The organism is Bradyrhizobium hereditatis (assembly GCF_020329435.1).
Lineage (GTDB): Bacteria > Pseudomonadota > Alphaproteobacteria > Rhizobiales > Xanthobacteraceae > Bradyrhizobium > Bradyrhizobium hereditatis.
On record NZ_JAGKJK010000005.1, the window covers coordinates 408,970 to 420,763 of the forward strand.

An 11,794-nucleotide genomic window follows, 5' to 3' on the forward strand; every position below is an offset into this window, starting at 1 on the left:
AGTTTCGCGCTCTCTCGACACTTGCGCGCCAGAGGGTTGCAGCTTCGCACTCCCTTGAAAACCCGAGAGCGGCCGCCCTCACCCGTACCGGAGAACATCGACCGGATCGAGCCGTGCCGCCCGCCATGATGGATAGAGCGTTGCCAGGAATGACAACGTCAGCGCCATCGCCACAACGGCGGCGGTTTCGCCAAGATCGATTTCCGCCGGCAGCTTCGACAGGAAGTAGAGCTTTGGCGGAAACAGCTCGGTATTGGTGAGCCAGGACAGGAATTGCCTGATCGCCTCGATGTTCAGGCAAACCAGCATGCCGACGAGCAGACCGGCCAAGGTGCCGAGCACGCCGATCGCTGCACCCGCGATCAGGAATACCCGCATGATCGCCCCGCGCGAGGCGCCGATGGTGCGCAGAATGGCGATATCGGCGCCCTTGTCCTTCACGAGCATGATCAGTCCCGACACGATGTTCAGCGCGGCGACCAGCACGATCAAGGTCAGGATCAGGAACATGACGTTGCGCTCGACCTGCAGGGCCGCGAAGAAGGCCGAAGTGCGCCGCCGCCAGTCAACGAGAAACACCGGCCGCCCGGCGGCATCAGCCACCGGCTTTCGAAAACTGTCGACCTTGTCCGGGCTGCCGGTGAGGAAAACCTCGATGGCGCTTACGTCATCGGCGCGGTTGAAATAGGCCTGCGCTTCCGTGAGCGGCAGAAACACCATGACGGAATCGTATTCCGACATGTCGATGCTGAAAACCGCCGCAACCTTGTACGGCTTGATACGCGCCGCCGCAGCTTTCGACCTCGCTGCGCCATCGGGTGCGACCAGCGTGATGTTGTCGCCGGCCCTCACCGACAACTGCTCGGCAAGCCGGCGGCCGATGGCGACGCCTTTCCCTTGGTCGAATCCATCCAGCGCGCCCTGCTGGACATTGCCCGCGATCGCCGCAAGCTTGTTGAGGTCATCGCCGCGAATGCCGCGAACGAGAACGCCGGTGGCATTGTGTGCCGATGATGCCAGGGCCGGACCATCAACCACTGGCGCGGCGAGCCGTACGTCCGGAACCTGACTGATGCGCTCGGCGACGTCCTTCCAGTCCGTCAACGGCGATTCCAGCGGTTGCACCAGAAGGTGGCCGTTGAGGCCGACGATCTTATCCACCAGCTCCTTGCGGAAACCGTTCATGACGGCCATCACGATGATCAGCGTCGCAACGCCGAGCATGATGCCGAGGAAAGAAAATCCCGCGATGACGGAGATAAAGCCTTCCTTGCGGCGCGCCCGCAGGTACCGCCCGGACAGCAGCCATTCGAATGCCGAGAAAGGCAGGGGACGCGGAAGTTTTCCCATCGCCCTTCATAGCGTGTTTTCGGGACGATTTCGTGTGCCGGCTTCGTAGAATGATCTTCGTCCACCGCCATATTCCTGCCACGCCGGAGCCTTGAGCGCCGAGTAGACCAATGAAACCGACGCGACATCGCGCGCGCTTCCCCATGGCCGCGCGTCAGCCTCGGTATACGCGGCACCGGACAGATCTCGCGCTCAACCGACGTCTGGCATTTGCTCCAGCAGCTTATCGAGCGTGATCGGATAGTCGCGGACGCGCACGCCGGTCGCGTTATAGACCGCATTGGCGACCGCCGCCGCCACGCCGCAGATGCCGAGCTCGGCCACGCCCTTGGCCTTCATCGGCGAGGATATCGGATCGGTCTCGTCGAGGAAGATCATGTCCTGATGCGGAATGTCGGCATGAACGGGCACCTCATAGCCGGCGAGGTCGTGGTTGACGAAGAAGCCCGCGCGCTTGTCGACAACCATTTCCTCCATCAGCGCCGCGCCGACGCCCATCGTCATCGCGCCGATGATCTGGCTGCGCGCCGTTTTCGGATTGAGGATGCGGCCGGCGGCACACACCGCCAGCATGCGGCGGACGCGGATCTCGGCGGTCGCAACGTCGACGCCGACTTCGACGAAATGCGCGCCGAAGGTTGATTGCTGATACTTCTTGTCGAGATCGCCGTATTCAATTCCGTCTTCGGCCGTGAGCGCACCATCGGCCGCGGCCTGCGCCAGCGGCACGCGGCGATTACCCGCGCGCACCTCGCCATCGGCAAATTCAGCCTCCGCCGAATTGAAGCCGACCTTCTGGGCGATCGCTTCGCGCAGCTTGACGCAGGCGGCATAGACGCCTGCGGTCGAATTGTTGCCGCCGAATTGCCCGCCGGAGCCTGACGAGACCGGAAAGCTCGAATCGCCGAGACGCACCACCACCTTCTCCAGCGGCACGCCCATCATCTCGGCCGCGGTCTGCGCGATGATGGTGTAGCTGCCGGTGCCGATGTCGGTCATATCGGTCTCGACCGTCACCATGCCGTTGCCGTCGAGCCGCACCCGCGCAGCCGACTTGACCAGCAGATTGTTGCGGAACGCGGCGGCCGTGCCGATGCCGATCTTCCAGCGTCCGTCACGTGCCCTGCCCGGCTGTGGATCGCGCTTGCTCCAGCCGAAGCGCTCGGCGCCGGTGCGGAAGCATTCTGTGAGTTGCCGCTGTGAGAATGGCCGGTCCGGCCGTTCCGGATCGATCTGGGTATCGTTGCGGATACGAAACTCGATCGGATCGATACCGAGCTTCTCGGCCATTTCGTCGATCGCGATCTCTAGCGCCATCATGCCCGAAGCCTCGCCCGGCGCGCGCATCGCGTTGCCTTCGGCGAGATCGAGCGCCGCGAGGCGCGTTGCGGTCATGCGGTTGGCGCCGGCATAAAGCAGCCGCGTCTGGCTGACCGCGCCCTCGGGCCTGCCGCCGGGCAGATTGCCGCACCATTCCTCGTGGCCGATCGCCGTGATCCTGCCGTCCCTATCAGCGCCGATGCGAATGCGCTGAATCGTCGCCGGACGATGCGTCGTATTGTTGAACATCAGTGGGCGCTGCAGCGCTACCTTCACCGGCCGCCCCACGGCGCGCGCGCCGAGCGCCGCGAGCAGCGCATCCGAACGCAGGAACAGTTTGCCGCCGAAGCCGCCGCCAATGAATGACGAGACCAGGCGAACATTCTCTTTAGGGATCCCGAGGGTCTTCGCGACATCGCCTACGCCCCAGTCGATCATTTGGTTCGAGGTCCAAAGCGTGAGCTTGTCACCGTTCCACACGGCGATCGAGGCATGCGGCTCCATCATCGCATGCGCCTGATCGGGCGTGGTGTAGGTGGCATCGAATCGAACCGGCGCTGCCGCAAACGCACCAGAAAAATCACCCCGTGCGGTATCGGCCGGACCGCCGAACAAAGGTTTGGGCTGGCCAGTATCCTTCACCGCCGCGAGGTCAAAGGCGGCGCCATCCGCCTTGACGTAGTCGACGCGGAGGAGCTCCGCAGCGGCGCGCGCCTGTTCAAAGGTATCGGCGACCACAAGCGCGATCGCCTGATGATAATGTTCGATCTCGGGGCCGCCGAGCAGCTTGGCCGCGTTGCGCTCGCCTTTGCCGAGCTTGCCGGCGTTGTCAGCCGTGACGATGGCGCGCACGCCGGGCGCGGCTTTGGCTGCAGCGCTGTCAATCCCGCCGATGCGCCCCTTGGCGATCGCCGAACCGACAATATAGCCGTAAGCAGGGTTGGAAACGACATCGTGACGCTCATAAGCGTAAGGCGCACGGCCGGTGGTCTTGAGGGGACCGTCGACCCGGTCGGCGGGCTTGCCGATCACTTTGAGCTGATCGATCGGATTACTGGTAGCTGGGGTTTCGAATTTCATGGGTCAGCCTTTCGCCTCGGTCAGCACCGCACCGAGCGTGCGCTCGGCGAGCGACAGCTTGAATGCGTTCTGGCGTGTGGGCTTTGCGCCGGCGAACAATTGGGCGGCGACGGCCTTGGCGCCCCGCGGCAACTGCGCGTCGGCCGATTCGATACGCCATGGCTTATGGGCGACGCCACCGAGTGCTACGCGGCCGGTTCCGTCGCGCTGCACGATCGCAGCAACCGAGACCAGCGCGAAGGCATAAGAGGCACGGTCACGCACCTTGCGATAGATGTGCGTGCCACCGATCGGCTTTGGCAGCGTCACGGCCGTGATCAACTCACCCTGCGAAAGCGCAGTCTCGACATGCGGCGTGTTACCCGGCAAATGATGGAATTCGGCGATCGGAATCGTTCGCGTCGCGCCATCCGGCCGCACGGTTTCCACCACAGCATCGAGCGTGCGCATCGCGACCGCCATGTCGCTTGGATGGGTGGCGATGCAGGCCTCGCTTGCACCGACCACCGCATGCTGGCGGTTGAAGCCGCCGATTGCCGCACAGCCGCTGCCGGGACGACGTTTATTGCAAGGCTGGTTGGTGTCGTAGAAATAGGGGCAGCGCGTCCGCTGCAGCAAGTTTCCCGCCGTCGTCGCCATGTTGCGCAGTTGGCCCGAGGCGCCGGCGAGCAGGGCGCGCGACAACACGCCATAGTCGCGTCGGACGCGCTTATCGGCGGCCAGATCGGTATTGCGCACCAGCGCACCGATCTTTAGGCCGCCGTCGGGCATGGATTCGATCTTGTCGAGGGCGAGGCCGTTGACGTCGATCAGATGCGCCGGCGTCTCGATCTCAAGCTTCATCAGGTCAAGCAGATTGGTGCCGCCCGCGATGAATTTGGCATCGGCATGGCGCGCGGCGGCCGCCGCAGCGTCAGCTGGTGAGTTTGCGCGCTCATATGTGAATGATTTCATGTGGGCCTCCCGGCAACCTCTGTGATCGCCTCGGCGATGTTGGAATAGGCGCCGCAGCGGCAGATGTTGCCGCTCATGCGTTCACGAAGCTCGGCATTGGTCAGTTGCGGCGCAGCGTCGAGATCGGCAGTGACGTGACTGGGAATGCCGGCCTTGATTTCATCGAGCACCGCGACCGCCGAACAGATCTGTCCCGGCGTGCAATAGCCGCATTGGAAGCCGTCGTGCTTGACGAACGCGGCCTGCATCGGATGCATATTCTCGGGCGTGCCGAGGCCCTCGATGGTCGTGATGCTGTCGCCTTCGTGCATGACAGCCAGCGTCATGCATGAATTGATCCGCCGGCCGCCTGCGATCACCGTACAGGCGCCGCACTGGCCGTGATCGCAGCCCTTCTTGGTGCCGGTGAGATGCAGGTGCTCGCGCAGCGCATCGAGCAGCGTGGTCCGCATGTCGAGCGCAATCTCGCGCGGCGCGCCATTGACGTTGAACGAAACTTTCATCGTCGCGATGCCGGGAACGGCTGCCTGCGCGGGAACCACAGGCGTTTGCGCCCTTGCCTCTGCGGACGCCGCGCTGAAAGCCACCGACGCGGCGGTTCCCAGCAACAATTTCCTCCGCGATAACTCGAAGTCGCTCGGACCTTGCATGTCGTGTTCCCATTTGGCGTTGTTTGGTTGATTTCGGCGCGACTGTCTAAGCGCTCTGCTTCAAGCTTCCTGTAACCGCGCCGGGTTTGCCCTGTTCCTCGCCGCCATTCACGTTTGAAAGAGCTGGCGAGAACTGCGTTTGCAGCTTGCAACCAGCTAACGGCTGCGCGAGGGCGCGATTAGATGGTATAGTCAGCTTGCGCTTATGAAATGGATTCATGAATGGCGCGCCAGAACGTCAACGACCTCCTCGCGTTCCTGATGGTCGCGCGCGAGCGCAGCTTCACCCGGGCGGCGGCGCAGCTCGATGTCTCGCAATCCGCGCTCAGCCACACCATCCGAGGACTGGAGGAGCGGCTCGGCCTGCGGCTACTCACCCGCACCACCCGCAGCGTCGCGCCAACGGAAGCCGGCGAACGTTTGCTGCGCACAGTGGCGCCGAAACTGGAGGAGATCGATGCCGAGCTCTCAGCGCTCACCGAACTGCGCGACAAACCGGCGGGCACGATCCGCATCACCGCAGCCGAGCACTCGGCCACGACGATTCTTTGGCCAGCGCTGGCAAAGCTGCTGCCGCGCTATCCCGACATCAGAGTGGAGGTGAACATCGATTACGGTCTGACCGACATCGTTGCCGAGCGTTTCGACGCCGGCGTCCGCCTCGGTGAGCAGGTAGCCAAGGACATGATCGCCGTGCGCATCGGGCCGGATTTCCGCATGGCGGTGGTCGGCGCGCCGGCCTATTTCGCCGCGCGTCCGAAACCCGTCAGGCCACAGGATCTGACGGCGCATCGCTGCATCAATATCCGCCTGCCGACCTATGGCGGAATCTACGCCTGGGAATTCGAGAAGCGCGGACGCGCGCTGAAGGTCCGCGTCGAGGGCCAGCTGGTGTTCAACAACCTGGCACTCCGGATGAATGCGGTTCTCGCCGGGCTAGGCCTTGCCTATCTGCCGGAGGACCAAGTGCAGCCGCACCTTGAGGACGGCCGCCTGATCCGGGTGCTGGCGGACTGGTGTCCGCCCTTTCCGGGTTATCACCTCTATTATCCGAGCCGCCGCCAGATGGCGCCGGCATTGGCGCTGCTCGTCGAGGCGCTGCGCTACCGGAGCTGATGCTTTTCGTCCCGGCAAGCAAAAGGGCCGCAGCACATGCCGCGGCCCTCTCTCCTGGAAGAGGTCTGTCGTTGGTTAGTTACTTGTGCAGACCTTCATGGTTTTCATGCTGGTTTCAGCCTCGGTCTTCGTCTTGAACACGCCGTTGTCGACGATGGTGGTGGTTGTCGTGGTTGGCTTGGTATCGACAACCGTGCACTTCTTGGTGGTGGCGTCGTGCACCACGTAGAATTCGGCGGCAACTGCGGTGCCGGCGAACGCCGATACGGCAACGGCCAGCGTTCCGATCATCAATGACTTCTTCAAGATCTCCTCCTCGGGTGTTCCCCGTATGCAGCGGACAACCCGCCAGGAATCCGATTGTTCCAGTTTTTCCCATTCTACAGGGAACGCGTGGCCTCGCGCAGCGCGGCGGCGAACTAGTCGTCCGCGTTTCCTTCCAGGCTCTTGAGATATTTGAGCCCCTGCACAGCCAACAGTTCCGTATCGGTTTCTCCCGCATCGCAGCGCTGCCGGATAAAGCGCTGGAGGCTTGCGCGCCGCGAGTCGTTCTCATCGATATCGCTGTGGATCAGCAGGTAGACATTCCAGGCCCGCGCGAAGGCCGTTTCCACGATATCCGGGCTGTTCATTCAGCTCTCCATGAGATCACCGAGGAGTCATGTTGCCAATTTTTCCCGGTCTTAGCCATTCGGCTTTTGGCAACCGTGGCCTGCGAGGAACCTATGCCGAGGGTCTTCCGTTGGGTCGTTGACGTCGGGGGTAGTCACGCAATGAGAATGGTGGCGAGCATGCCCCTCGTTCGATATTTCCTGTTCGTCGGTGGCGGGTTGCTCGCCCTGTTGTTTGTGGCGGACCTGTATATGCCGCCGCCTGCGACGGAACCTGTGCGCACCGACTTGGACACGTCAGTCATTCGCGTTCACTCGCGGCACCGATGGCCCGAGAAGATCGTCATCGACACCACCCTGCCGACTATCGTGCCACGGTCAGTGGTCGCGGCTGATCCGGCTCCGAACCCTGCTCCACCGACAAGCCAGCCAAGCGACGCATTCGCAATGACAATGGCGGACGGGCCCCAAGCTGCGACGGCGCCAACCCAGAGCGCGCGGAAGCCCATCCAGAAGCGCCGGATCAAGGTAGCGCGAACGCCTGCCTGGCCGAGCATGCACGCGCCCCCGAACAGCTTCCGCATCGCGCTGCCTGGAGCTTGGTAGCTGAATCTACGGGAATAAGCTGGCAATCGGCGACAAGATTATCCTGCTCGCGCCTTGCTTACTTGCTACGGAACAAAATCGGTGATCGGGAACTTGTGTCAGACATCGCGATCAAGCGATTGGGAGGAAGTGGCGCCACCATCGTCGTCATCATCACTGGTGAAGCTTCGCTGCCATTCGCCGTCGTCATCCCCATTGCCCTGGCGATAAGCGAATTGCAGCGGCGCGAACGGGCCGCGTCCCTGCGGCGCGGCCGGTTCAGCGGTCCTCGAACAGCCGATAGCGCTCAGCCCAATCCCATCTCGACCGCGATCCGGATCAGGTCCGAGTGATTCTTTGCGCCGAGCTTCTGCTTGAGCAGCGAGGTGGTGTTAGCCACCGTCTTGTAAGAAATCTCCAGCGCATCGGCGACTTCGACGATCTTGTCGCCGCGGCCGAGCAGCCGCAGGATTTCAAGCTCACGCGCCGTCATCTGCGATGCCGGATTGGCCTTGATCGAAGCGCCCGAGAAGGTCACCGCCTCCGCCAGCTGCGGTGAAATGAAATTGTCTCCCGCAGCCACCTTGCGGACGGCCTTGACCAGCATCCGGGGATCGTCGCCTTTCGAGACATAACCTTGCGCGCCCATCTCGATGGCGCGAACCACGAAGGCCGGATCGTCATTCATGCTGAACATGATGATCCTGGCATCCGGATCATCCTTGCGGATGCGCCGCATAAGTTCGAATCCGGACACATCGGGAAGCTTGATATCGATCACCGTGACATCGGGCTTCCTGGCCATATAGGCGCGGTGGCCGGACTTGGCGTCGTTGGCCTCTTCGATCTTCACGGAATTGTCTGACGCAAACAGCGACCGGCACCCCGACAGGACCACCGGGTGGTCGTCGACGATCAAGACCTTCGTTGCCGATCTGGTAGTATTCTGCATCCTTTATCCCCTTTCGGAATAAATAAGAGGTTGGCGCATTTTGAAAAGAGAAATCTTGGGTTGCGGGAACTATAATAACCAAAATGTGGGAAAGACTTTCTCTTCGAACGCGGCTCTTGCTGCCGCTCGGCCTGATGTTCGTGGCGGCCCTGCTGGCGGGAGCCGTCTCGCTTCGGATCTTCGCGTCGACGCAACTTGTGGAGGAAATCGAACCCGCGGCTCGCTCGGCCAGAGCGGTTGCGGCCGCGCTCAACGGTGCGTTGCAGGCTTCCGCCAATCCGCATGCGACACTCGATGCATTCGTGCAATCGCTGGGGACTTCCGAGGCAATCCAGTTTCGGCGCCTTGGCACCAGCCTCGACCTGCATCCGCACGCGGTGCAGGCGCCCTTAGGAAGGGTGCCTGACTGGTTCGTCCACCTCCTCGCTGTCCCCGAGTTAAGGGCGGCCTTCCCCATCATGATCGAGGGCAAGCAAGTCGGCGACATCGTATTCACACCGGACATGTCCGCCGACATTCGCGAGAAGTGGATCGGATTCCTGGCGATCGCCTGGTCCGGAATCACCCTGATGCTGCTGACGGCGGCCATTGCCCACTTTATCGCACGCTCCGCGTTGCAACCGCTGCAAAATCTCGGCGACGGGCTGACCCGGATGCGGACGGGCGACTACGAACACCTCATTGCGCCTGCCGGCCCGCCCGAGATCCGCAAGAGCGCGCAGGAAGCCAACGAACTTGCCCGCACCCTCCATCACCTCAGCCAGGACAATCGCAACCTGCTGCGCCGGATCGTCTCGCTGCAGGACGACGAACGGCAGGACATGGCACGCGAGCTCCATGACGAGCTTGGGCCGCTGTTATTCGGAATCCGCGCCAACACGATCGCGCTTCTGGAATCGATTTCTGCAGGCGAAGCCGAAATACGAAGCGCCGCCGAAGGAATCTTGCAGTCGGTCGAAACGCTGCAGCAGGCGAACCGTCGTATCCTCGATGCGCTGCGGCCGCTCTACATTGAGGAGCTCGGCCTGCAAAAGAGCATCGAGACCCTTTTGCAGAACGCAAAGGCGCAGGCGCCGGACCTCAAGGTCACGTCGCAGATCGACTCAACACTGAATGAGGCCGACGGCCTCCTGTCGCAGACTGTCTACCGCGTCATCCAGGAGGCGGTGACAAACGTGCTCCGCCATGCCAAAGCGAGCTCAATGCATGTTGCGGCGAGGCGCGACGGCCCCGAAGTGATCGTGGAAATATCCGACGATGGTGTCGGCTTTCCGGCGGATCGGCGGTTTGGCCGGGGATTGACCGGAATGCTGGAGCGCGCTCGCGCGCTAAGCGGGACGCTCGAACTGTTGCGCGAAGCTGGGCGCACATCTGTCCGATGTCGACTTCCGGCCGGAGATTCCGCCGCGCAAACGGGTAGTAAACAGTCCTGAAGGAAAGGCGCAGGATCGGGAGAGCTAACCGGCGTAGTCCCGCAGACCGGCTCGCGGCTGTAACTCCGCCACGGGCAAGCAATGGGTTGCCTGAATTTTCCCGTCGCGCGTGAAGCTGAAAGCGATGCGCACCGGCTTGCCTTCATGGCTCAGATAATCGAGCACGACGCCGTCGGTGGTCGGTATGATTTCCTCCAGCCCAAAGGCGGTCGGAGCGAGCGTATCGAGGCGCGGCTTCCAGTAGCATTCAAGGGCCGCGCGACCTTCGCTGATCGTGGCCTCACCGCATTGGCATTCCAGCGTTGCGTTGTCAGCATAGAGATCGAGCAATGTCGCGAGATCGCGATTGCGGCACGCGTCCAGCCAGTCGACCACCAGTGCGATCTGATCAAAATCGTTCGCCAAGTCCGCGGTCCCATCCATCTCGCCGTACCTAGTCCTGAGCGCTGATCCGGTTAGCGGAGTATGGCGATCGTCGTGAATGGACACTGAACAGGCCTTTGTCCGGAACTCGGCTTTGGAACCAAAAACGATTCTGCGGAACAAAGGTTCCCTCAGGCTAGTCCGGACGAATACGGGGACGGAGCTTTCAACCGCGCCGCTTGCCACGCCACCAGACGCCGAATGCGATGACGACCGCAAACGCCAGCGTGAACCAGGTGATGGCGTATTGCATATGATCATCCTTCAGACGAACCGAGAGCGCTCCAGGCTTCGGGATGCCGCTTTCAGGCACCGGCGTTTCCAGATCGATGTAGAACGGCGCGACGGCTTTGCCGCCCTCGCCCCAGCCAAGCGCGCGTGCCATTGCGAGGTGATCGCGGGTGAACCAGAGCCGCTTTGCCACGTTCTCCGGCGGCGTCAGCGTGCCCGCGCTTTCGGGAAAACGGATGTAGCCGGTGAGCTGCGCAGGATGACCGGTGATCAGCCGGCGCACGGCGCGATCCTGCTGGTTGCGATCCTGCATCGTGTTCTGGACGAAGCCGGCGTTAACCACGACGGTGTTGCCGTCGGCCAGTTGCACCGGCAGGAAAGCCCAGGTGCCGGGGCCTGAGACGTCGTCGCGAACCGCGGAGCCGGCGCTGTAGACCATCGCATCCGGCAACGGCGCGTAGGTCGCCGTGAAGCTGACGCGACGGAATTCGTCCCCGGCCGGCGTCAGCAGCGACCATTGCGCCGGCGCCGGCAGCGCCTCGGGCGCGGTCGCGACGCGCTCGTTCAGCCGTGCGATCAGCGCGTGTTTTTCGACCCGGCGCTGCAACTGCCAAATGCCGAGGCCGCTGAAGGCCAGCACCATCAGCAGCGTGAAAATGGCAAAGCCGGCGACCGCGGGGCGCCGTGGCGAACGGTCGGTCATTTCGGTTCGCGATCGATCAGCCGGCCGGGCGCCGCCTTGTGATGAAACTGCAGCGCAATCAGAAGCGACTTCATCGAGCGCAGCGGCAACAGCGTGGTCGCGGCGATGAGCGGCAGCCACAGCGCCGCATGCAGCCAGAACGGCGGCTGATATTTAACTTCGACGATCAGCGCCGCGGTGACGACGATGGCTCCCGCCAGCATGATGATGAAAATCGCAGGCCCATCGCCGCTATCGATGAAGGCGTAGTCGAGCCCGCACGCTTCGCAATTCGGGCGCAGGTTAAGGAACCCCGAATAGAGCTTGCCCTCGCCGCAGCAGGGACAGCGGCAGGCGATGCCGCGTAGCGCGCTCTGGATGACGGTTGGCGATTGATCAGTCGTCAT

General features: G+C 62.8%; 13 protein-coding genes. 2 read left to right on the forward strand and 11 right to left on the reverse strand.

Annotated elements, in window-relative coordinates:
* Positions 1-78: 78 nt before the first annotated feature.
* From J6524_RS14685 to paoA, 4 genes are all read right to left on the reverse strand, one after another.
* Positions 79-1,350, reverse strand: a complete 1,272-nt coding sequence (locus J6524_RS14685) for a lipoprotein-releasing ABC transporter permease subunit (protein WP_225671590.1) — start codon at positions 1,348-1,350, stop codon at positions 79-81.
* A 192-nt stretch (positions 1,351-1,542) separates the two neighbouring features.
* Entirely contained in the window at positions 1,543-3,750 is a 2,208-nt protein-coding gene (gene paoC / locus J6524_RS14690; protein ID WP_225671592.1) for an aldehyde oxidoreductase molybdenum-binding subunit PaoC, read from the reverse strand.
* 3 nt (positions 3,751-3,753) lie between these two features.
* Positions 3,754-4,704 (reverse strand): FAD binding domain-containing protein, encoded by a 951-nt coding sequence (locus J6524_RS14695; RefSeq protein ID WP_225671594.1) that lies wholly within the window; start codon positions 4,702-4,704, stop codon positions 3,754-3,756.
* A complete protein-coding gene (gene paoA / locus J6524_RS14700; protein ID WP_225671597.1) occupies positions 4,701-5,354 on the reverse strand; it encodes an aldehyde dehydrogenase iron-sulfur subunit PaoA in 654 nt (217 codons plus the stop codon). The genes J6524_RS14695 and paoA overlap by 4 nt, the downstream gene beginning before the upstream one ends.
* A gap of 222 nt (positions 5,355-5,576) precedes the next feature.
* On the opposite strand from paoA, the gene J6524_RS14705 reads away from it, so the two are divergent.
* Positions 5,577-6,470, forward strand: coding sequence for a LysR family transcriptional regulator (locus tag J6524_RS14705; protein ID WP_225671599.1), 894 nt, complete (start codon positions 5,577-5,579; stop codon positions 6,468-6,470).
* A 75-nt stretch (positions 6,471-6,545) separates the two neighbouring features.
* Here J6524_RS14705 and J6524_RS14710 read toward each other — a convergent pair whose 3' ends face one another.
* The 4 genes from J6524_RS14710 to J6524_RS14725 form a co-directional block, all read right to left on the reverse strand.
* Positions 6,546-6,776 carry a hypothetical protein gene (locus J6524_RS14710; protein ID WP_225671601.1) on the reverse strand — a complete coding sequence of 77 codons (231 nt, stop codon included), beginning with the start codon at positions 6,774-6,776 and terminating at the stop codon, positions 6,546-6,548.
* 113 nt (positions 6,777-6,889) lie between these two features.
* Complete coding sequence (locus tag J6524_RS14715) at positions 6,890-7,102, reverse strand: hypothetical protein (protein ID WP_225671603.1); 213 nt, start codon at positions 7,100-7,102, stop codon at positions 6,890-6,892.
* Between the two features lie 290 nt (positions 7,103-7,392).
* Complete coding sequence (locus tag J6524_RS14720; protein ID WP_225671605.1) at positions 7,393-7,638, reverse strand: hypothetical protein; 246 nt, start codon at positions 7,636-7,638, stop codon at positions 7,393-7,395.
* Positions 7,639-7,973: 335 nt separating this feature from the next.
* Positions 7,974-8,618: a response regulator transcription factor gene (locus J6524_RS14725; RefSeq protein WP_225671607.1), complete on the reverse strand. Its 645-nt coding sequence runs from the start codon at positions 8,616-8,618 to the stop codon at positions 7,974-7,976.
* Positions 8,619-8,734: 116 nt separating this feature from the next.
* Here J6524_RS14725 and J6524_RS14730 point away from each other — a divergent pair, with 116 nt between their 5' ends.
* On the forward strand, positions 8,735-10,051 hold the full coding sequence (locus J6524_RS14730; RefSeq protein ID WP_312002386.1) for a histidine kinase: 1,317 nt from the start codon (positions 8,735-8,737) through the stop codon (positions 10,049-10,051).
* A gap of 24 nt (positions 10,052-10,075) precedes the next feature.
* Here the strand turns inward: J6524_RS14730 and J6524_RS14735 are convergent, their stop codons facing one another.
* The 3 genes from J6524_RS14735 to J6524_RS14745 are packed head-to-tail and all read right to left on the reverse strand — an operon-like array spanning position 10,076 to position 11,794.
* Entirely contained in the window at positions 10,076-10,597 is a 522-nt protein-coding gene (locus J6524_RS14735) for a nuclear transport factor 2 family protein (RefSeq protein ID WP_225671611.1), read from the reverse strand.
* Between the two features lie 43 nt (positions 10,598-10,640).
* The gene (locus J6524_RS14740) at positions 10,641-11,408 is read right to left on the reverse strand and encodes an SURF1 family protein (protein ID WP_225671613.1); all 768 of its coding nucleotides are present in this window, start codon (positions 11,406-11,408) and stop codon (positions 10,641-10,643) included.
* Positions 11,405-11,794 (reverse strand): DUF983 domain-containing protein, encoded by a 390-nt coding sequence (locus tag J6524_RS14745; RefSeq protein WP_225671616.1) that lies wholly within the window; start codon positions 11,792-11,794, stop codon positions 11,405-11,407. The genes J6524_RS14740 and J6524_RS14745 overlap by 4 nt, the downstream gene beginning before the upstream one ends.